The organism is Micromonospora sp. NPDC004704, from assembly GCF_053601675.1.
This window is the reverse complement of sequence record NZ_JBSGCD010000028.1, coordinates 1-21,019: the sequence shown is the minus strand read 5'-3', so window position 1 is coordinate 21,019 and position 21,019 is coordinate 1. Positions and strand designations below refer to the sequence as shown.

General features: G+C 69.7%; 16 protein-coding genes. 5 read left to right on the top strand and 11 right to left on the bottom strand.

Features of this window, described 5'->3' with window-relative positions; genetic code table 11:
* Positions 1–86: 86 nt before the first annotated feature.
* Positions 87–716, bottom strand: a complete 630-nt coding sequence (locus ACWEFB_RS28920; protein ID WP_452290426.1) for a mechanosensitive ion channel family protein — start codon at positions 714–716, stop codon at positions 87–89.
* Positions 717–1,099: 383 nt separating this feature from the next.
* Positions 1,100–1,933, bottom strand: coding sequence for a hypothetical protein (locus ACWEFB_RS28915; RefSeq protein ID WP_452290424.1), 834 nt, complete (start codon positions 1,931–1,933; stop codon positions 1,100–1,102).
* 169 nt (positions 1,934–2,102) lie between these two features.
* Between ACWEFB_RS28915 and ACWEFB_RS28910 the strand changes: the two genes are divergently transcribed.
* The 5 genes from ACWEFB_RS28910 (at position 2,103) to ACWEFB_RS28890 (ending at position 6,164) form a co-directional block, all read left to right on the top strand.
* A complete protein-coding gene (locus ACWEFB_RS28910; protein WP_452290422.1) occupies positions 2,103–2,651 on the top strand; it encodes a DUF4240 domain-containing protein in 549 nt (182 codons plus the stop codon).
* Positions 2,652–3,095: 444 nt separating this feature from the next.
* Positions 3,096–4,235: a sensor histidine kinase gene (locus ACWEFB_RS28905; protein ID WP_452290420.1), complete on the top strand. Its 1,140-nt coding sequence runs from the start codon at positions 3,096–3,098 to the stop codon at positions 4,233–4,235.
* Complete coding sequence (locus tag ACWEFB_RS28900) at positions 4,232–4,894, top strand: response regulator (RefSeq protein ID WP_452290418.1); 663 nt, start codon at positions 4,232–4,234, stop codon at positions 4,892–4,894. The genes ACWEFB_RS28905 and ACWEFB_RS28900 overlap by 4 nt, the downstream gene beginning before the upstream one ends.
* A gap of 149 nt (positions 4,895–5,043) precedes the next feature.
* Entirely contained in the window at positions 5,044–5,718 is a 675-nt protein-coding gene (locus tag ACWEFB_RS28895; protein WP_452290416.1) for a DUF2306 domain-containing protein, read from the top strand.
* A gap of 71 nt (positions 5,719–5,789) precedes the next feature.
* The gene (locus ACWEFB_RS28890; protein ID WP_452290414.1) at positions 5,790–6,164 is read left to right on the top strand and encodes a hypothetical protein; all 375 of its coding nucleotides are present in this window, start codon (positions 5,790–5,792) and stop codon (positions 6,162–6,164) included.
* Here ACWEFB_RS28890 and ACWEFB_RS28885 read toward each other — a convergent pair.
* From ACWEFB_RS28885 to ACWEFB_RS28845, 9 genes are all read right to left on the bottom strand, one after another.
* The gene (locus tag ACWEFB_RS28885) at positions 6,099–6,608 is read right to left on the bottom strand and encodes a hypothetical protein (RefSeq protein WP_452290412.1); all 510 of its coding nucleotides are present in this window, start codon (positions 6,606–6,608) and stop codon (positions 6,099–6,101) included. The two genes, ACWEFB_RS28890 and ACWEFB_RS28885, sit on opposite strands and share 66 nt — an antisense overlap.
* Positions 6,609–6,668: 60 nt before the next feature.
* Positions 6,669–7,967: a vanadium-dependent haloperoxidase gene (locus ACWEFB_RS28880; RefSeq protein ID WP_452290410.1), complete on the bottom strand. Its 1,299-nt coding sequence runs from the start codon at positions 7,965–7,967 to the stop codon at positions 6,669–6,671.
* A 182-nt stretch (positions 7,968–8,149) separates the two neighbouring features.
* Positions 8,150–13,774, bottom strand: a complete 5,625-nt coding sequence (locus tag ACWEFB_RS28875) for a ThuA domain-containing protein (RefSeq protein ID WP_452290408.1) — start codon at positions 13,772–13,774, stop codon at positions 8,150–8,152.
* A 213-nt stretch (positions 13,775–13,987) separates the two neighbouring features.
* Positions 13,988–15,289, bottom strand: coding sequence for a low temperature requirement protein A (locus tag ACWEFB_RS28870; RefSeq protein WP_326559171.1), 1,302 nt, complete (start codon positions 15,287–15,289; stop codon positions 13,988–13,990).
* Positions 15,290–15,339: 50 nt separating this feature from the next.
* On the bottom strand, positions 15,340–17,109 hold the full coding sequence (locus ACWEFB_RS28865) for a thiamine pyrophosphate-dependent enzyme (protein ID WP_452290406.1): 1,770 nt from the start codon (positions 17,107–17,109) through the stop codon (positions 15,340–15,342).
* A 99-nt stretch (positions 17,110–17,208) separates the two neighbouring features.
* Positions 17,209–17,388 carry a hypothetical protein gene (locus tag ACWEFB_RS28860; protein WP_326559173.1) on the bottom strand — a complete coding sequence of 60 codons (180 nt, stop codon included), beginning with the start codon at positions 17,386–17,388 and terminating at the stop codon, positions 17,209–17,211.
* A 97-nt stretch (positions 17,389–17,485) separates the two neighbouring features.
* A complete protein-coding gene (locus ACWEFB_RS28855) occupies positions 17,486–18,907 on the bottom strand; it encodes a hypothetical protein (RefSeq protein ID WP_452290403.1) in 1,422 nt (473 codons plus the stop codon).
* Positions 18,897–19,385: an RNA polymerase sigma factor gene (locus tag ACWEFB_RS28850; RefSeq protein WP_452290401.1), complete on the bottom strand. Its 489-nt coding sequence runs from the start codon at positions 19,383–19,385 to the stop codon at positions 18,897–18,899. Before ACWEFB_RS28850 ends, ACWEFB_RS28855 begins: the two co-directional genes overlap by 11 nt.
* Positions 19,386–19,468: 83 nt before the next feature.
* Positions 19,469–20,839: an Nramp family divalent metal transporter gene (locus ACWEFB_RS28845; protein WP_452290399.1), complete on the bottom strand. Its 1,371-nt coding sequence runs from the start codon at positions 20,837–20,839 to the stop codon at positions 19,469–19,471.
* Positions 20,840–21,019 lie beyond the last annotated feature (180 nt).

The window sequence follows — 21,019 nt, the reverse complement described above, 5'->3', positions numbered from 1 at the left end:
TGTCTGTCGGTCCTGGTCCAGCTAGTCCCCGGTAGGCGCCGACTCATTCATCGGCGCGCACGGCGGCGATGCCGGACTCCTGCGAGTCAGGGCTGGTACTGGCTGCGGGTGCGGGGAAGCCACTGGGGGTGCTGGTCGCGTAGGTAGCGGACCAGTCCCTCGCGCAGATCGCAGCGCAGGTCCCAGGCACTGGCACCGTCCGCAGCCGAGGCCTGCACCTGGATGACCACGGTCTGCGGGGTGGCGTCGACCATCTGGAGCACCCACCGGTCTCGATCCCACAGCGGTGAGGACTCGACCAGTCGGCGTGCCTCCCGCCGCAGGTCGTCCAGGTCGGCGGTGTGGTCGACATGTAACTGGATCTTGCCGATCACCCGTGACTCGTTCCGGGTCCAGTTCTGGAACGGTCGCTCGGTGAAGTACGTGGTCGGGAGGATGAGCATCCGGTCGTCCCAGAGCCGGATCACCACGTTGGTCAGCTTCACCTCCTCGACCCGGCCCCATTCGCCGTCCACGACCAGTACGTCGCCGACGTGCAGTCCGTCGGCGAAGGCGACCTGGATGCCGGCGAACGCGTTGCCGAGCGCGGTTCGGGCGGAGAGACCGATCACCGCACCGACCACCCCGGCCGAGGTCAGAACGGAGATGCCGAAGAGGCGTACCGGCCGGAACGTGATCAGGATCAGGCCGACCGCGAGGACCGTGACAACCGCCACCGTGAGCCGCCGCCCCGACCAGCAGGACCACGGCCGCCGGGCGGCGGCAGGCGTGCCGCAGCGGCTCCAGCAGCCACCTGTAGCGGCCCGCGGCAACCCGGCGGACCAGCACGCCGGATACCAGGTCCACGACCACGGCCGCCGCCAGGGCGGCCAACACGATCAACGCGGTACGCATCAGAAGCCGTTCATCGTGATCCCGATGCCGCCTCTCCCGGGCCCGCGACCGCATTCCCCGCGTTCAGAGTCCCATCGGCTGCGGTGGCAGGCGGCGGAAATCCAAAATCCCGGACGGCCGTGACCGACGAACGGCGGCTGCCGAACGAGACGGCGGCCGGCCCACAGGCTTCCCGCGAGCCAGCCCGGGATAGGTAGTCACCACCCTATGGCCGGTCGCCGACGGACGGCGTACTTCGCGCGAACCCACCTCCACCGAGGCACCGCACGACGAGCATTGGCGATTCGCTCCACGGGCCGGGGTCGTCGTAGTGGCTTTTGGTGCCCTTGCGTAAGGCTGTCCGCAGCTGGGCGAGGCCTTCGGCCTCGGCCGGAAGGTGCAGTTGCTCCAGCAGAGTGAGCGCCTCCGCTGGTTGAAGGTCGCCGTAGACCGCGTGAGAACCGGCCAGCAGAGCGTGGAGCACCGCCGGATGTAGTTCAACGACCGTCGCGGCGGCCCGGAGGATGTCGTGCTTGTCGGCCCAGCAAACCGTGCCCGAGTCTTCCAGTACGTGGCGGGTGCGGTGGTGCAGCGGACCGTGGGCCAGCTCCGGCAGGCGATCGGCGGCCACGAGACGGCGTACGTCGTCGCCGATCATCGCGGCGAAGGCGGCCGTGGAGGTGCCTCCGAGGAACCAGTACGTCCGTAGCGACAACCGCAGATTCTCGATCGGATCGGCTACTTCCATACGTGCACGGCAGCCTGCCCAGAAGGCGTCGATGACCGCCGGGTCGTCATGGTCGATGACGTACGCGTTCAAATGGGTCATCACCTCGAACTCACCGGTCAGATCCAGCAGGCCCATCGCCGTTCGAACACGCCGTACCGGGTCCGATCGGTCATCGAAGACCATCGTGTACGCGCAGGCGAAAGCCACGTCGTCGTTCGACATCTCCGTCACGCCCGACGGTTCGCTGTCCCGCCAGCGACCAGGGCCGACCGGTGTTATCCCCGCCTCGGCCAGCCACCGCAGGGCCAGGTCCGCATCGGAGGTACGCATGCCGTGGAGTGTGCACGCCCCAAGATGAATCTCCATCAAATAGCGAGGCCCCTCGCGAGGTCCGCCGACCCGATGCCGATCGGCTACGTCGCCGTCATGACTCGCAAGGCGGGAGACGGCCGTCAGCAGCCAGATCCTTGTTGTCGGTGGGTCCGGTTACCGTCCGCCGGTGACCGATGCCCACCTTGCTCCTTCCTGCTCGTCGCCGACGCCCAAAGAGGAGGCCCGGTTCTGGGAGGTGGTGGAGCAGGCATGGGCCCGGCTGGGTCCGGAACCGGCGGCGCTGCGCCGGGCCTTGCTCGATCGGGATCCGGACAACGACGAAGACATCGACCTGTACGCCATAGACACCTGGCTCGAATCCTTCCTCACCGCACTACGCGAGATGTGCCTCGGGCTGTCTGGCCCGGAGTTGGTTGCCCTCGACCGGGTCGTCGAGCGAAAGCTGTACGACATCGACCGCGCCGACATCCATGAGGCGACGGACGGTTCCGACGACGGCTTCCTGTACGCCCGCGGGTACATCGTCGCGATGGGACGGGAGTTCTACGAGGCGGTCCAGACGAATCCGCGACTGGCGGTGCTCGACGCAGACTGCGAGGAGTTCTGCTACTTCTTCGCGCATCTGCACGAGGAACGCTTCGGCGTTTGGCCGGAGACCGGCTCCGGCATCTCACGGGAGTCGGTCAGCAATCCCTCGGGGTGGCCGAAGGAGTAGAGATCCTGGGACCGACCCAATGCACTCGCGTGCCGCGATCCGCTCGCTACGCGATCTCGTACCTGCGCGTGGTGAGGCACCGCTTCAGTCATGTCGATGACCTGGATGCGAGGCCGTTGCCGGATGGTGAGCACGGCGTGTGCGACACCCGCCAATCGGCGACACCGATGACGTGTGGCACCTGGTCGAGCAGGCACGTGGGCGTAAGGTGCAGCCGATGATCGGTGATGCCCGGTTGGATTCGCCTTCGTTTCCATCGCCGCTGCTGTACGGATTGGCGAGAAACCCAGCAGCGCCGACGCTGCTGCTTCGTTGCTACCTGGAATACCACTGCTGCGGCCGTAACCGACTGAGCGAGCGGCGTGGATCATGAAGAGCTTGATGAGGATTGATTGCGTACGTTGGGACGATTTGAAGTCGCCGCCCCGTTCGTACGATGGTCCTGTGCACTCTCGCCTGCGCGCCGTGTTGGCCGAGCCGCACGCCCCGCACGTCCCGGCCCGGGTCTGGCGCGACTGGGTATTGATCGCCGTCCTCGCGCCGGCGATCGTGTTGGAGGGGATCGCCCGACCCGATCTGCCGTGGCGGGTGGGCTGCGTCGTCATCGCGCTCGCGTTGCTGCCCACGCTGCTGTGGCGGCGCACGGAGCCGCTCGTGATGGTGGCGATCGCGTTCGGCTTCACGACGGTCGCCCCGTTCGTGCTGCCCGGCGATGCCTGTCAGATGTTTACAACGAGCTTCCTGGTGCTCCTGACCTATGCGCTGTTCCGCTGGGGCGCCGGCCGGGATGCGGTGATCGGTTCGCTCTTCGTGGTGACCAAGGTGGCCGCCGCCGGCCTGGTCGGCTCGATCGACGGCAGCGAGTTGGTCGCCGGGTTCGCGGTGATGTTCGCCGCCGCCACCCTGGGCATCGCGATCCGCTTCCGCGCCGCCGCCCGAGCGCGCGAGCTTGACCAGGCCAAACTGCTGGAGCGCGAACGGCTCGCCCGTGACCTCCACGACACGGTGGCACACCACGTGTCGGCGATGGCGATCCGCGCGCAGGCCGGCATCGCCGCCTCGGCCGGCCAGCCCGGTGCCGCCGTCGAGGCACTCCGCGTGATCGAGGCCGAGGCGTCCCGCGCGCTCGCCGAGATGCGCACGATCGTCCGCGTCCTGCGCCGCGACCAGCCCGCCGACCTGGCGCCCAACCCACGGCTCGCCGACATCCAACGGCTCGCCGGCCGCTTCCACACCGGCCCGGCCGTCAACGTCGACATCCGCGGCGACCTCGACAACCTCCCGCCCACGGTCGGCTCCGCGCTCTACCGCCTGGCCCAGGAGTCGGTCACCAACGCCCGCCGCCACGCCCGCCATGCCACCCGCATCGAGGTCAGCGTCGCGGCCGACGACACCTCCGTACGCCTGCGGGTCAGCGACGACGGCGAGGCCGGCGCCGCCCGCCCCGCCGGCTCGCCCGGCTTCGGCCTGATGGGCATGATCGAGCGTGCCGACCTGCTCGGCGGCACCTGCGAGGCCGGCCCCAACCCCGACCGTGGATGGACCGTCACGGCGGTGCTCCCCCGCGCGGGAGTCGGCGCGTGACGGTGCGCGTGCTCGTCGCGGACGACCAGGAAATCGTCCGTACCGGCCTCACCATCATCCTGAACGCACAGCCGGGCATCGAGGTCGTCGGCGAGGCCGGCGACGGGCGCCGGGCGGTCGAGCTCGCCCGCCGACTCCGCCCCGACGTGTGCCTCCTCGACATCCGCATGCCCGGCATGGACGGCATCGAGGCCACCCGGGCGCTCGCCGGTCCATCGGTCGCGGAGCCGCTCGCGGTGGTCGTCATCACAACCTTCGATCTCGATGACTACGTGTACGAGGCTCTGCGTGCCGGCGCCCGCGGTTTCCTGCTCAAGGAAGCCGGCCCCGACCTGCTCAGCCAGGCCGTCCACGCGGCCGCCAACGGGGACGCGCTGATCGCGCCGAGCGTCACCACGCGTCTGCTGAGGGCGTTCGCCGACTCGGGTCCCGCCTCGCCGTTGAAGCAGCCGATCGAGGCGCTCACCGACCGGGAGGAACAGGTGCTGCTCGCGGTCGCCCGGGGGCGTACCAACAAGGAGATCGCCGACGAGCTCTACGTCACGTTGAGCACCGTCAAGTCGCACATCACCAGCGTGATGACCAAGCTCGGTGTGCGCAACCGGGTCGAGATCGCGATGTGGGCGTACGAGACGAACCGCACCCGGGGACGCGGGTAACGGCACCTGCCTCCCGGCCGAGCAGCGGCCCGGTTCGGCAGATCGGCGGCTGGCGCCGAAAGTACGACGACGGCGTACGACCATGGGCCGCCCGATCGCGGCCCATGTGTCGATGAACCTGAGTGAGTACGGCGGACACCATCGATGGCATGACAATTCGCGAGTGGCGGCTGCCGGCCGCGTTGATCCTGCTGAGCCTGATACCGATCATCGCCGGCGCGGCACGGCTGACCGAGCTGGGCACCGGACCGGAGGTCACCCCGGCGAACGCCCGTTTCGTCGCCGATCCGCTGCCGGTGGTGCTGCACATCGTCGGCGCGGTGGTCTACACGATCCTCGGTGCCTTCCAGTTCGTACCGAGCCTGCGCCGCCGCCGCTGGCACCGCCTCGCCGGACGGGTCCTCGTCCCCTGCGGGCTGGCGGTCGCCCTCTCCGGCCTGTGGATGACGTTCGCGTACGACCTGCCGGCCCACGACAACGACGTGCTCGCCGGCATGCGACTCGTCTTCGGCTCGGCCATGGCCGCCTCGATCCTCCTCGGCCTCGCCGCCGTGCTACGCCGCGACTTCACCCGACACCGGGCGTGGATGGTGCGCGGCTACGCGATCGGCATCGGCGCCGGCACGCAGGCGTTCACGAACGCGCCGTACCTCCTCGCGACCGGCGAACAGCCCGACGGGAACGTTCGGGCCGTGCTGGTGCTCGCCGGTTGGCTGATCAACCTTGCGGTGGCCGAGTGGTACCTGCGCCGGCCGGCCGGCGCAGCGCGTTCTCGACCGGTCCGTCGGCCACGTGCCGCTGTCGACGACACCGTTTCGCGTTGAGATCGACGCTGGCACCCCGGCCGCACCGGACCCATTCCGGATCCGGCCGGACGGACGTCTAGCCTGCGCTCATGCGTACGAGTCGTCGGTGCGTCAAATGTGGGTGCCCGCGTCTGTGGCAGGTCGACCCGTTCATGGTCCCCGACCCCGACAGCGGCAACGTGGTGAAGCTCCTGCCGGGAGTCACCCGACTGGCCTCCGGATCGGCGATCGGCGAGGAGATGCGCAAGCGCGTCGAGGCAGGCCGCTTTGAGGTCTGGATATGCGCTGCATGCGGATACACCGAGTGGTACGCCCTCGATGTCAACGACATGCTCGGGTGGCTCTCGCAGAATCCCCGCTCAGGCGTGCGGCACCACGACGCCGACGCCTCGGCGCGGTCAGACACCGTGGGCGAGAAGTTCCAGTCCCACCACGGCCGCGCCGAGGACGAACTCCGCGAATAGTACGACGAGTTTCTGCCAGACGGGCAGCCGTACTCTGCGCACGGCCAGGTAGCCGATCACCACGAGCGCCGTGACGAGCGCGATCGTCGCCGCACGCAACGCCGAGGTCACGGGCCATCTGTCGGCGATCGCGAGCCCGATGAAAACGAACGGAACGACGAGGGCTCCCAGTGCACCGAAGCTCACCCGGAGCATCCTGTTCAGTTCATGTCTCGCCGGCAGCGCGGCGTGTACGGCGATGTGCGAGACCACGTCGGCGACGAACACCGCCAGCAGCGTGCCGGTGACCGCGATAAGCAGCGTCACCCCCGCCTCGGCGGCTGTCGCTCCGTGCGAGCGCAGTGCCAGCACGACGGCGAGCGCGGTGAACGTGATGTAGACACGCTCCTTCAACCGCTCGGCACGCTCCTGCGCCGCGCGGAAGCCACCACTCTGATCGGTCATCGCATGAGTGTAGGTTTCCGGGCCCGAGCCGATCTGGGAGAAGCGGCCCGGGCCTGCGGGCTATCTCAGAGGGCGGAAGTGGTGCCGGACCGCGTAGCGGTAGACCTCCTCACCGAGTTTCGCCCCCTCGTCGTCAGCGGTACGGAAGTGGACGCCGCCCCAGATGCGCGCACCGATGAGCTCGTCGAGCGCCTGCGAGAAGCTGGTGAATTGTCTGGTTGTGCCGGAGGCGACGCTGGATCCACTGAAAGCGATGTCGTCCCGGCCGAAGAAGTACCGGTACAGCGACATCCGCGCACCGGTGCCGCAGGCGTGGCCGGAAGGGTACTCGGGGAAGGGGGGCGTGACGAGGAGCGACTGCCAGCCCGGGTCGGCGGCCGTCCTCGGGTTACCGTCCGTGTCGGCCAGTTGGATCGCCGTTACCGGGCGCCAGTAGCTCCAGAAGTCCTTCTGGCTGAAGCACGCCACTCCCGAGTCGGCCACGATGAGGTCGGTCATCGCAAAGAAGCGCGCGGTTTGCAGGGCGTTCAGCCGCTGGGTGGTGGCGAGCTGTCGCTTGATCTCCCAGGAGGCGGAACGCCGGTCGTGCCACCAGATCGCGGCCTCCGTCTGGTCCTGGGTACGAACCGTGCTCGTCGCCGAGCCGACTTCCTTCACCTCGTTGAAGTCGCGGGCGTACGCGCTGCTGGTCAGGCGTGGCGGCTCGGGTGTGCGGAACATCGACGCACGGGGGACGAGGAACGGCCGCATGTGTCCGGTCCATGCACCGTCGGACAGGAACAGCGGCGGCGTCGGTCGCCACTGGCCGGGCGTTGTCCCGTTGCGCCACTGCTGGTTCCCGAACGCGCCGTCGTCCTGCCGAGCGGCGACCATCGCGGCTGCGGCTCGTGCCCCGATCGTGATGCCGCCCTGCTTCGACCGCCCGTCGGGAATCACGGCGAGAGCGTCGTCGTACTGCGCCCGGAGCCGCTCCTGCTGATCGGGGAAGAGGGCGGCGAGTACGCCGTGGGCGGCGGCAGCGACGGCAGCGTCCGCCGACTCGGTCCCGCTCGACCTCGGTGCGGCGAGGTACGGCTGGTACGGGGTACCGGCGATCGCGTTCACCGCGTCGTAGACGGCCCCGCTCACCATCGCGAAGCTGCGCACCTGCTCGTTCGGTTGCTGGCCGGCGATGTCCCAGATCGCCGTCTGGGCATTGAGGTCCCAGGTGACGACCGGATTGGGGCCGGTGCCGGAGGTCGCGGCTGCGGCGGAGGGCGCCGGGACGTTCACCGTGGACGCGACCAGCGCACCGAGCGCGATGGTTGCGGGAATGGTGCGTGACCAGAACGTACGGCGCGTTCGGTTGCGGCTCGTCATGATCTCCCCGTCGGTAGGTAATCGATGCTGGCTGTCGAATGCACACGACACAGACCGAAATCGATGACGACCGAATATAACATCGTCGCACCTCAATGGATGACCGTCCGACGGTAGGTCGGGTCGCGACAGGGTGGGGGAAGGCTGCCGGGGCCGGCGACCCTCCCCCACCTGACGATCGACTACAGGTTGCCGTCCTTGGCGACCCTGCCGGTGTCACCGTCGGGGCGGCCGGTGCCGCCCAGTTGCCGGCCGTCGTTCGCGGCCACACCGGCGGTGCTGGCCACTCCACCGAGCGACACGATCATCGCGTCGGTGTCGCGTACGAGCACGCCGCGTACGTCGGCGTCGGGCACCAGGACCGGATCCGAGGCCAGTACGGCGAACGCGGCGAGCTGCTGCACCGCCCGCTTGTCGTTACCGGCCGCCTCCGAGTCACGGGCCGCGGTCAGCTTGTTGGTGAGCTGGCGGTGTGCCTTGGCGGACAGCCGGTTCGTCGCCTCGAACCGGTCCAGCAGGTGCTGGATGTCCCGGAACGAGGTGGTGACGAAGAACCGTACGGAACTGGTGGTGCTGTTCCCGGCCTTGTCGGTGGCGGTGACGGTCAACTCGTGCAGGCCCAGGCTGAGGTCGTACAGGGCCTGCAGGGTTTTGCTGGCGTACGGCGTACCGTCGAGTTTGCCGATCGTGGCGGCGACCCCGGAGGTCGGGTCGACCGCCTGGAACGTGACGCGGACCTCGCCGCTGTCGCCGTAGAGCTGGCCGTCGGCGAGCCCGGAGACGATCACGGTCGGCTTCGTCCCGTCGATCCGCACCAGGGCGGACTTGAGGGTCTCGGCGTTCCCGGCCGTGTCCTTCGCCCGGTAGAGCAGCTCGTGCTGCCCGTCGCCGGTGACGTCGACCGGCGTCGAGTACGCCGTCCACGGCCCGCCGTCCAGGGACCATTCGATCCCCTGGGCGCCCGATCCGGCGTCGGTGGCGGCGAGTGTGACCGGGATGGCCCCGGCGTGCCAGCCGTTGTCGTTCGCCGGGGCGAAGGTCGCGGAGGTGACCGGCGCGGTGGCGTCGACCTTCACCTCGACCTGGCCCGGTGCGGACAGGTTCCCGGCCCGGTCGGTGGACCGGTACCGCAGCACGTGCTCGCCGTCACCTGCGACCGGAACCGGCCCGGTGTAGACGGTCCACGCGGGATCACCGTCGAGCTGGTACTCGGTGGAGCCGACCCCGCTGCCGCCGGCCTCGTCGGTCGAGGTCAGGGTGACGGTGGCAGGCCCGGTGTACCAGCCGGCGGTGACCGGTCCGGCGACCTCGGCCCTGGTCGTCGGGGCAGTGGTGTCCCCAACGGCCGGGGTGCCGTAGACGTTGATGTCGTAGAGCGAGTAACCCCATTCGGTGGCCCGTGCGGTGCCGTACACCCGCAGGTAGCGGCCGGTGCCGGTGACCGCGAGGTCGTCGACCCCGCCGTCACCGCTGGCGGTGCCGTGGATCCGGGTCCAGGTGGTGCCGTCGGTCGAGGTCTGCACGTCGTACGCGCTGGCGTACGCCGCCTCCCAGGCCAGACGTACCCGGTCGAGGTCGTACTCGGCGCCGAGGTCGACGGTGAGCCACTGCGGGTCGACCAGGTGCTCGCTCGCCCACCGGGTGGAGGGGTTGCCGTCGACCGCGTTGCCCGGCACGTGCGACGAGTTCGGCTCCACCGACGACGCCGTCACCGGGCGACCCCGGGCCAGGTCCTCCCCGGTCGGGGAGTCGTCCGTCCTGATCCGGATGTTGCGGTAGTTGATCTCCAGTCCGGCGCCGTCGTTCTGCACCCCGAAGTGGCCGTCGGCGATGTTCCGGCCGGAGGTGTAGTCGGTGATCTTCACCCCGTTGAGGAAGATCTCCACGTGCTGCCCGTGCACCCGGACGTCGTACGTGTTCCAGGAACCCGGCGGGTTGAGGTTGGCCTCGCGCAACGCGGTGTCCGGCGCCTTGAAGCTGTACACACTGCCGGTGGTACGGGTCGGGTCGTTGTCGGTGGCGTCGATCTGGATCTCGTGCCCGGCGTCGACCGGCTTCCACGGGTCACCCTGCGGATCCGGGAACCCGATGAACACCCCGCCGTTGTCGTCGCCCGGCATCATCCAGTCGACCTTGAGGGAGTAGTTGGCGTACGTGCGCTGCGGGTACCAGAGCAGGCCCATGCCGCCGAACGAGCTGATCGTGCCGTCGGCCAGCGTGAACCCACCCGGACCGGCCTGCTCCCACTGGTCCAGGCTGGCCTGGGTGCCGTCGAACAGGGCGGTGTAGCCGGTCTCCGGCCGGCAGTCGGCATCGGCCTGCTCGGCTGCCAACTGGATGCCGCCGAGCAGCATCTTCGTGTAGTTCTCCTCGGCGAAGGACTCCACGGTGTGGCCCATTCCGGTGTACCAGGCCCGGCCGCCGTCGTACTCCTGGCACCAGGTGATCGGGTGGTCCGCGCCCATCCCGCCGCCGCTGTAGGTCGACTCGTCCACGGTGGCGAGCACCTTCACGTTCGCCCGAGGGTTGGTGCGGTAGTTGTACCACTCGTCGGTGTGGTTCCAGGTCGGGGCGAAGTGCGAGGTCGACGGGTTGGCCCGGTCGGAGAACCGGACCGTGGCCGGCTGGGTCGCCGGGTGCGAGTCGAACCAGGCGCCGACCAGGCCGCCGTACCAGGGCCAGTCGTACTCGGTGTCGGCCGCCGCGTGCACGCCGACAAAACCACCACCACCCCGGATGTACGCCTCGAACGCCGCCTGCTGCTCGCCGTTCAGCGCGTCACCGGTGGTGGAGAGGAAGACCACGGCCTCGTACGGGGCCAGGTTGGCGGCGGTGAACGCTCCGGCGTCCTCGGTGGCGTCGACCCGGAACCCGTTCTCCCGCCCGAGCTGTTCGATCGCGGAGATCCCGGCGCCGACCGAGTCGTGGCGGTACCCGGCCGTCTTGGAAAAGACCATCACCTGGTACGTCTCCGGCGGGTTCTCCTCCTCCGACGGCCCGTAGACGTTGAAGTCGAACAGCGAGTAACCCCAGCCGGTGGTGCGCTCGGTGGCGTACATCCGGACGTACCGGCCGGTGCCGCTGAGCTGGATGTCGTCCACCCCACCGTTGCCGTTCGTGGTGCTGTGCACGGTGGTCCAGGTGTCACCGTCCGGCGACGTCTGGATCTCGTACGCCTTCGCGGCGGCGGTTTCCCAGTTCAGTCGGACCCGCGCCAGTTCGTACGAGGCACCGAGGTCCACGCTGATCCACTGCGGGTCGGCGTACTCGCTGGACCACCGGGTGCTGGAGTCACCGTCGACCGCCAGCCCGGGCACCCGGTACGCCTCGTACGTCGACGACGCCGTCACCGGCCGGTGCCGGGCCAGGTCGCTGTTGGCGCTGCCGCCTCCGGTGAAGGTGAAACTGTCGACGTTGAACAGACCCTCGGTGGGGTCTCCGGCGAAGGTCAGGAACAGCGTGTCGGTGCCGGTCGACGCGGTGACCGTGCCGGTCACGTTGACGAAGTTCTCCCAGCCGCCGGTGCCCGGCACGGTTGCCGAGCCGACCACCGGTCCGGTCGCCGAGCCGGTACGTAGTTCGAGCACTCCCCCGGCGTTGGCCGACGAGACCCGGGCGGTGAAACCGGTGACCCCGACCAGGTTGTACGGGGTGAACGACACCCACTCGCCGTTGTTGATCGCCCCGACGTAGCCGCCCTCGGTGGCCGGACTCTGGTAGATGGTCACGTTGCCGCTGGAGTCGGCGAAGTGCTCCGCCTGGCGGTGCCGGGGTTGCAGCACCACCTGGGCGTGTCCGGCCAGGCCGGAACGGTCGGTATAGGCGGCGTCGATCACGCCGAACAGGTTGTCGCCCGGACCGTGCTCGCTGTTGGCGGTGGTCTGGAGCACGCCGGTGCAGCCGGTGGCGCTGGTCATCGGGTGGCCGTGCTGGTCGTGGCCGAGAACGAAGTTGACCGCGACCCTGGTGCAGTCGATCGTGCCGTCCTCCGGGTCGGTGACCGTGACCTGGTACGGCACCGCGTCACCGAAGTTGAACACCGAGCCGGCGGCCGGTCCGGTGATGGTGATCGTCGGTGCGGTGTTGCCGACCGTGATGGTCACCGTCGAGCTGCCGAAGTTGCCGGCCGGGTCCTGCACGGTGAGCTTCGCCGGGTAGGTGCCGTTGGCCGCGTACGTGTGGGTCGGGTTCGCGGTGGTCGAGGTGCCGCCGTCGCCGAACGTCCACGCGTAGCTCAGCGCGTCCCCTTCCGGATCGCCGGATCCGGCGGAGCTGAACGTGACGGTGAGCGGACCGGGTCCGGAGGTTTTGTCGGCCCCGGCGACCGCGGTCGGTGCCCGGTTGCCGTTCGGGGCGGTCTCGATCCGGTAGAGCGCGGAGTTCTCGTCGCCGTTGAACCAGCCGGCGCCGTAGTCGAGCACGTAGAGGGCGCCCTCCGGGCCCATCGCCAGGTCCATCGGGTGGGTGTGGGTCCACGGGAAGTCGCCGATCGTGCCGCCGCTGCCGTCACCGTCGGCGGTGATCGTCTTGATCCAGTCCTGGGTGAACTCCCCGGCAAAGAACTTGTTGTCGAAGCTGGCCGGCAGCTTGGTCGGCGAGTCGAGTGCCGGGTCGAAGTGGTAGACCGGGCCCGCCATCGGGCCGCCACCGTTGCCCAGCGGCGAGGACAAACCGCCGTCGTACGCGATCCAGGCCGGCTGGGCCGGCGGCAGCTCGGTCAGGCCGGTGTTGTGCGGTGACTGGTTCACCGGGGCGGCGCAGTCGAACTTCGGCCCCGACGTGTTGGTGGCGAAGTCGAAGTCGTTGTACGGCGAGTTGTAGCCCTGGCAGTACGGCCATCCGAAGTTGCCGGGGCCGGTGATCCGCTCGAACTCCTGGTGCCCGCCGTCGCCCCGGTTCGGGTCGGCGACCTCGGCGTCGGCGGCGTACGTGCCGACGTAGACCACGCCGGTGGCCCTGTCCACGGACATCCGGAACGGGTTACGGAAGCCCATCGCGTAGATCTCGGGGCGGGTCTTCACCGTCCCCGGCGCGAACAGGTTGCCGGCCGGCACGGTGTAGGTGCCGTCGACCTCGGGGTGGATACGCAGCAGCTTGCCGCGCAGGTCGTTGGTGTTCCCGGAGGTACGCTGCGCGTCGAAGGCCCAGGTGAAGCCGTCGCGCTCGTCGATCGGGGTGTAACCGCTGGACGACCACGGCTGGGTGTCGTCGCCGGTGGTCAGGTAGAGGTTGCCCCGGGCGTCGAAGTCGAGGTCACCGCCGACGTGGCAGCACATCCCCCGGTCGACGGGGACCTGGAGCAGCTTCTTCTCACTCGCCAGGTCGATCGTCCCGTCCGCCCGTACGGTCAGCCGGGACAACTGGTTGTGCCCCTCCCACCGGGCGAAGTCGGCGTCGGTGCCGTTCGACGGGGCGTCGCCGGCCGGGGTGGAGGCGAGCACCGGGGCGTAGTAGACGTACACCCACCGGTTGGTCGCGAAGTCGGGGTCGGCGGCGATGCCCTGCAACCCGTCCTCGTCGTGGGTGTAGACGGGGATGGTGGCGGCAAGCTTCGTGTTGCCGAGCGCGTCGGTGGAGAAGATCCGCCCGTCGCGCGAGGTGTGCAGCACCGTACGGTCCGGCAGGACGGTCAGGGCCATCGGCTCGCCCATCGCAACCGGCCCCTTGGCGAGGGTCACCTCCTGCAGGACCTCCGCGGCGGCCACGGCCGGTGCGGCGGGCGCGGCGGTGGCGGGCGGGGTCAGGGTGACCAGTGAGGTCAGGACAAGGGCAGCACTGGCGGCGGACGCGATGATGCGTCGACGCATGGGTGCTCCTTCCGGAGGTCGGGAGTGAAAGGAGCGCGCCGCCGCACCTGGTCGGTCACCGAAGGGCCGCCGAGCCGTTCGGTATCGCCCGGACTTTGCCGGCCGGTTTCGGGGGAGTCAATCCCCCCGGCCAAAGCGTCTCCCGATCTTTGTCTTCTACTGTGGATCAATGGGTTTGAGCTGGAGGAATCGGGCGGGGTTGGGGGTAGCTGACTATTCGTAGCGGTCGCGGCGCCACTCGGTCTCGCGGTCCTCGTGCGCCGTCGCCTCCTGCAGGGCCGACTCCCGCAGCTCGTGCCGGGAGTCGGCGAAGATGACCACCTCGCTGACGACCATGACGAGACACACCAGCGCGAGCAGGCCCAGCGCCGCCAGCGCGGGGAGCCGGACCGCCAGCGGGATCAGGGCACCGAGTACGACGATCGCGCCCGCCCGGGTCCAGGCGACCGTACCGAGGATCCGGGCCTGGAAGGCCATGTGCCCGAGGAGGAACAGGATGACCCCGCCGAAGGCGAGATAGACACCCGGACCCTGCTGGGGCTCGGACAGGCCGAGGTGTTCGCCGCTGAGCTGGTGGACCATCTCCTTGTCGCCGAGGGAGAGCAGGATCAGCGCGGCGATCATCGGCAGGTGCAGGTAGACGTACGCGTCCCGGGCCAGCCGGATCCGGGCCAGGTCGTGGGTGCCGTGCATGACCTTGTGCGCCGCCGGGGCGACGATGTCGAAGTACGCCCACCAGAGGGACGCGGTGATACCGATGCCGAGCGCGGTCCCGATGAACATCGCCCAGGTCTCGGTCCGGTCGGTCAGGCTGGTGCCGAGCCCGACCGAGATGATCGTCTCCCCGAGCCCGACGATGATGATCAGCTCGAACCGTTCCACCCAGTGACCCGCCGAGGCGAGCCCCCAGTGGGAGACGCTGAGGAACCTGCCGGCGCCGTACTCGACCACGACCACGATGGTCCAGAGCAGCGTACGGAAGGTCACCTCGTCGAGGCCGTGGAACTCCGACGGGATCAGACCGGCGATGAACAGCAGGGTGGTGGCGCTGACCAGCGGCAGCGCGTAGTGCAGGATCTGCCGACGCAGGACCGGATCGTCCCCGGCCGAGTACCAGTGGAGCACCACGTGCAGCGCCCGCACGACGAGGTAGCAGACGGCCAGGACCAGCGGGGCGTCGAATCCGCTGGTCTCGCCGACGAAAGCCTGCGGGATGATCAGGGCGATCGTGAAAGTGGCGATCATGACGGGGAAGACCACGAGCGGCCCGATCCCCTCGCCGAGGCGGAGCCAGTTGGCCACCACCATGTGCGAGCACCAGCACCACCAGAGCAGGGCCAGGATCAACAGCCCGTGGTAGAGCCCGACCGGGGTCAGATTCTCGCTGGTCACCCGGGCGATGCTGAAGAACACGAAGACGAAGACCAGGTCGAAGAAGACCTCCAGGCTGTTCGCCCTGGTCCCGGGACCGGCCCGGCGCAACTGCCCGAGCAGCCCCCGACGACGGTTCACCATCGAGCACCGTCAGTCGGCCGCATGTCCCGGGCGCACGAGGGCGGCCGGGCTCACGAGCGCAGCTCGTTGAACTTGTCGCGGGCGACCGTGGCCAGGGTCGACACCTTGTGCGGTTCGCCCCGCAGGAACGCCTCGGTGAACTCCTTCGCCTGCTCGTACCGGACCTTGCCGGGCATCGGCGGCTCGTCCGGGTTGACCCGGCAGTCGACCAGCGCCGGCCCCGGGTACGCGAGTGCCTCACGGATCGCCGACGGCACCTGCCCCGGCTCGGTGACCTTGCAGCCGTAGCCGCCGCAGCTCGTCGCCCAGGCGGCGAAGTCCGCCTCCGGCTGCCGGTGGCGTACGGCGTACTCGGGGTAGCCGAGGATGATCTGCTCCCAGAGGATCTGCCCGTACGCGTTGTTGTTGTTGACCACGACCTTGATCGGCAGCTCGTACCGGGCGGCGGTGAGGAACTCGGCCATCAGCATCGCGAAACCCCCGTCACCGACGTACGCGATCACCTGCCGCCCCGGATGGGCGAACTGCATCCCGATCGCGTACGGCAGCCCCGGCGCCATCGAGGCCAGGTTGCCGGAGAGGTAGAACTCCCGTCCGCCGCGGATCGTCCAGTGCCGGGCGGCCCAGGTGGCGATGGTGCCCGAGTCGCAGGTGAGGATCGCGTCGTCGGCGGCGAGTTCGTCGACGCACCCGATCAGGTACTGCGGTGCGACCGGGTGGCGGGCGCCGTCCTGCAACGCCTTCATCTCGTCCCGCCAGGTGTCGCGTTTGCCCTGGTACTTGCCGAGGAACGACCGGTCGTCGCGGCGGCCCAGCAGTGGCAGCAGTTGCTTGAGCGTGAGCCGGGCGTCCGCGCTGATCGCCACCTCCACCGGCAGCCGTACCCCGATCTGGCTGGCGTCGTGGTCGATCTGGACCACCCGGGCCTGGCCCGGCGACGGCAGATAGCTGGCGTACGGGAACGAGGTGCCGACCATCAGCAGCGTGTCGCACTCCTCCATCAACTCCTCGCTCGGCTTCGTGCCGAGCAGGCCGAGGCCACCGGTGGTGAGCGGGTGTTCGTCGGGCACGACCTGCTTGCCCGGCAGCGTCTTGACGATCGGGGCGCCGAGGGCGTCGGCAACGGCGATCACCTCCTCGCGGGCGTCCCGCGCACCGACCCCGACCAGCATCGCCACCTTCTGCCCCGCGTCCAGCACCTCGACCGCCCGTTCGAGCTCCTCGTGCGCGGCGGGCACCGGCGGGCGGGAGAGCACCGGGCTGCTCTTCGGCGGCGCTCCCGGACTGACATGCCGGTACGGGTCACTGGCGGTGTCCGCCACCTGGATGTCGTTCGGGAAGCTCAGGTGCACCACGGTCCGCTTGGCCAGGGCGTGCCGGATCGCGATGTCGACCACGCCCGGCACCTGCTGCGGGTTGGTCACCATCAGGTTGTAGGCGCCGGCGACGTCCTGGTAGAGCTGGGTCGTCTGCACCTCCTGCTGGTACTGCGTACCCAGGACCGAGGTTTCCTGCATGCCGGTGACGGCCAGCACCGGGATGTGGTCCATCTTCGCGTCGTAGAGCCCGTTGAGCAGGTGGATCGCGCCGGGACCGGAGGTGGCCGCGCACACCCCCAACCGGCCGGTCGCCTTGGCGTACCCGGTGGCCATGAACGCGGCCGCCTCCTCGTGCTGGACCAGCACGAACCGCAGCCGGTCCCGTTGCCGGCGGAAGCCCTCCATCAGCCCGTTGATGCCGTCGCCCGGCAGCCCGAACACGGTGTCGACCCCCCAGTCGACCAGGCGTTTGGCCAGGGCCTCTCCGACGATCTCCTGCATCAGTGCTCCCCCGTGTCTGGGATGGCGCCCTCGACGGGCGGCGCGGTTGGCGGGGCGGCGCGGCGGCGCTGACCCGTCACGCGCCACCGCCAGGCTTACTCAGCGCCGGGACCGGCGACCGATCAGGTAGCCGACGACGAGGGCTGCCACGACCACGACCAGCGCGGGGCCGCTCACGGCGCCCCTGAGCCGGTGGATCCCCTGTGCAGGGTCCATGATCGCTCCGGCGGTGTCACCGATCGCACCCGTGGCCGCGTCGGCGATGCGCCCGTGCGTCATCTGGCTGTTCTCCTCCCGGGAGCGGATCAGCGCCGGGCAGTCACCCAGCCAAGCCGACGATAACCGACCATAAGTGAAATATTGGACATACAGCTTGTCATCTATCGACCCGGTCCGTGCGGCCGGTCGGGCCCGGCCCGGTGGGTCTCCCGCTCCCGGAGACAGTCGACGACCGAACCGCCCGACGGCGGACCGCCCGGTGGACCAGCAGGCCGATGACCACGACGAACGCCACGACCAGCGTCAGCCACCACCTCGGCCAGGGACCCCGGTCCACCTCACCGACCTCGGTGATCCGCAGGTCCGGCACCAGTCCGCCCGCGAGTTGCAGCCCGCTGACCCTCGCGATCCGGCCCACCCCCTGCGACAGCCGGGCGACCGTACGGGTGGTGACCCCGTCCACCGACCGCTGCACGATCTCGTAGTCCGAGCCCTCCACCCCGACGAGGACGGTGGTGTCCGACGTCCAGCCGAGCAGTTCGGAGGGGTGCTCCGGGCGGCTCAGCGGGGCGGGTACCGGGCCGCCCGACCCGGTCGTGTCGACGAAGGCGAGGCCACCCCGTACCGCCCCGAGGTACTGCACCGCCAGGAGCCGACCGTCGGGTGACCACGCGGACGGGCTGTCGAGGTAGTAGCCCTCGGGCAGGGTGAGGCTGCGGCGTACGGCTCCGGAGAAGTCGACCAGGTCGACCCGGCCGGTCCCCACGGGTACGGCCAGCATCGTGCCGTCGGGTGAGACCGCCGCCTGCAGCATGACATCGGTGAGCTGCTCCGTGCCCACCGGTTGGACCCGCCCGTCCCGCAGGTCGAGCACGGCGAGCCGTCCGGTGACCGGCGACCCGTCCAGGGGACCGTCGAGCATCGCGATGGCCAGCCGGGTTCCGTCCGGGGCCCAGGCGAGCAGTCGTACGGCGGCGGACCGGCCGAGCGGGATCGCCCGCGCCACCCCGGACCGGAGATCGACCAGCTCCAGGTGGTCGGCGAGCCGGTCGGCGCTGGCGACCGCGACCTCGGAGCCGTCCGGCGCGAGCAGGGCGCCGGCCGCGCTCCACTCGCCGTCGTCGCCCACGGCACCGCGCTTCTCGGCCAGGTCGAGCCGGCGGTACGTGTGTCCGTCGGCGCCGAGCACCACGACCTGGGTGGTGCCCCGCCGGGTACCCAGGGAGCCCTGGTGGTAGAGGGCGACCGCCGGCCCGGGCGGCGCCGTCGACACCGGCGCGGTCAGCAACGACATGCCGGCGAACCGGGTCGGCAGCGTCGGCGCGTCGACCGGACCGGCCGGCGCGGGCCCGCGACCGCGTACGCCGAGACCGGGCAGGAGTGCGATCGTCGCCATCACGATGAGTACCGCGACCGCGGCGAGCACCGGCCACCGCCAGACGGCGAATCGGGGCGTACGGGGCGGCAGCGCGGCGCGGGCACGGAGCTGGTCGGGATCGGGTGGGCTGACCGTGAGCGCGTCGGCGACCCGCCGCAGCCCGTACGCGATCCGGCCGTCGCGATCGGGATCAGTTGTCATCGAGGTGCTCCTGGAGAGCGGCGAGCGAGCGGTGGAGCAGGGACTTCACGGTTCCCGGCCGGCACCCCAGGGTCACGGCGATCTCGTCGACCGGGAGGTCCAGGTAGTAGCGGAGGAAGACCACCGACCGCTGCCGGGGGCTGAGCCGGGCCAGCGCCGCGCGTACGGCGGTGGTGGTGCCGTCCGGTGGGAGCAGCGGTGGCGGTCCACCGGATGACATGGCACCGTGCCGGCGCTCCAGGATCAGCCGACGCAGCCAGGACGTGCACCGGGACACGACCGCTCGGCGCAGGTAGGGCACCGGGTCCCGGACGGTCTCGAACCGCCGCAGCCACTCGATGAAGACCTCCTGCACCACGTCCTCCGCGGCCTGCTGGCTGCCGGTGGTGACGTAGGCCAGCCGTACCAGGGGCACGTAGTGGGAGGCGTACACCTCGTCGAAGGTCGCCGCCGCGCCCACGGACGTCTGTACCAGCACATCCCTAGGGCGCACAGAGGACGTGTTTCGTTGCATCCATGACGCCCCCGGTTCCGTCCCGTGCCCGTCGGAATCGCGTTCGGTCAGCGTAGCCAGTCGAGCAGCCGCTCACCCTGCTGCCAGACGGTCAGCGCGGAGAAGACCCCGAACAGCAGCACCGCCCAGATCAGCGCGACCACCCGGTAGGACCGGGGCCGGATCTGCGGCGGCAGGACCCGCCGGTTGAGCACCAGCAGCAGGATCGAGTAGATGAACATCATCAGCCCACCCACGCAGGCGGAGATCACCAGCAACACCAGCGGCTGGTCGAAGCCGGCGAGCAGGATCGCGCACCCCAACCCGACCAGACCCCAGACCAGCACGAAGTAGATCGTGCTCTCGGACCGGCGCGGCAGGTACGACGTCTTGATCACGTCGGCGGCGAGGCGGCTGGTGTAGTCGACGATGCCCATCGCCGCGGCGAACAGCGAGATCGCGCCGATCGCCCAGAACAGGGTGCCGAACCACGGCCCGACCAGCTCGGCGAGCCGGTCGCCCTCCACCTCCAGGAAGGAGACGCTGTTGGCGAGACCGGGTACGCCGTGCACGGTCGAGAACGCGAGCATCGACATCAGCACGATGGTGACGAACGAGATCAGTACGAACGTGACGAGCTGCTCCCGGTTCGCCAGCCGCCACCAGCGCCGCCACCGGCCCAGGTTCTCCTCGGTCGGCTCGAACACGAACCCGGCCGTGTCCGGCGCCGCCTCCGGCCGCCCGGTGACCGGGCTGACCAGCCGGGGAACGTACCGGCCCATGCCGAATCCCTTGTCCCTGATCCAGTTCGACTGCACCAGGTTCTGCCCGCCGCCGGCACCGGCGAAGACCAGCGCGGAGAGGATCAGCGCGAAGCCCAACTCGGTCGGGAACTCCGGCGCGGTGACCGTACGCGGCAGTTCGCCCCATGCGTCCGCGCCGACCGCGAACACCACCGCCACCACCAGGAAGACCACAACCAGGCCGACCTTGACGAACTCCACCCGCTCCAGGGCCGTGTAGATGACCGGCGCCAGGGTGAGCGTCATCCCGATGATCACCAACATGCCGACCGCGATCCAGGTGGCGTCCCCACCGAACAGGTACGTCACCATCGTCGCCGAACTCGACGCCCATCCCGGCCAGAGGTTCGCGAAGTACACCATCACCGCGAAGACCAGCCCCCAGTGACGCCAGAACCGCGAGAACCCCGTCAACGCCGTCTCACCGGTGGCAAGCGTGTACCGCTCGATCTCCATGTTCAAAAACCACTGGGTCACGATCCCGATTGCGGCGGCCCACAGGAAGACCAGCCCCACCTGCGACGCGATGTACGGAAACAGGATGAACTCACCCGAGGCCAGCCCCACCCCGGCCGCGATCACCCCCGGCCCGATCACCGGCCACGCCGACCGAGGTGGCTCCGGCAGATCCCGCACACTCACCCCCGGCAGATGCCGGGTAGGAAACCGATCAGCAGCAGTCCGGGTCATCGTCGACCTCCAGGAACGGGACCCCACCCATACCCAGAGCAGAACGAAGCAAAACCACTACTGTGGACAGGGTCGGGCCGACCGTGCCCGGCGAGCGGATCAAGCTTGACGGCGCTCGCCGGGCAC

Bases quoted from the DNA above. Each gene is read 5' to 3' on its own strand.
- ACWEFB_RS28865 (WP_452290406.1), bottom strand. From the start codon at position 17,109: ATGCAGGAGATCGTCGGAGAGGCCCTGGCCAAACGCCTGGTCGACTGG.
- ACWEFB_RS28860 (WP_326559173.1), bottom strand. From the start codon at position 17,388: ATGACGCACGGGCGCATCGCCGACGCGGCCACGGGTGCGATCGGTGAC.
- ACWEFB_RS28890 (WP_452290414.1), top strand. From the start codon at position 5,790: ATGCGTACGAGTCGTCGGTGCGTCAAATGTGGGTGCCCGCGTCTGTGG.
- ACWEFB_RS28895 (WP_452290416.1), top strand. From the start codon at position 5,044: ATGACAATTCGCGAGTGGCGGCTGCCGGCCGCGTTGATCCTGCTGAGC.
- ACWEFB_RS28855 (WP_452290403.1), bottom strand. From the start codon at position 18,907: ATGACAACTGATCCCGATCGCGACGGCCGGATCGCGTACGGGCTGCGG.
- ACWEFB_RS28875 (WP_452290408.1), bottom strand. From the start codon at position 13,774: ATGCGTCGACGCATCATCGCGTCCGCCGCCAGTGCTGCCCTTGTCCTG.
- ACWEFB_RS28880 (WP_452290410.1), bottom strand. From the start codon at position 7,967: ATGACGAGCCGCAACCGAACGCGCCGTACGTTCTGGTCACGCACCATT.
- ACWEFB_RS28870 (WP_326559171.1), bottom strand. From the start codon at position 15,289: ATGGTGAACCGTCGTCGGGGGCTGCTCGGGCAGTTGCGCCGGGCCGGT.
- ACWEFB_RS28885 (WP_452290412.1), bottom strand. From the start codon at position 6,608: ATGACCGATCAGAGTGGTGGCTTCCGCGCGGCGCAGGAGCGTGCCGAG.
- ACWEFB_RS28915 (WP_452290424.1), bottom strand. From the start codon at position 1,933: ATGCGTACCTCCGATGCGGACCTGGCCCTGCGGTGGCTGGCCGAGGCG.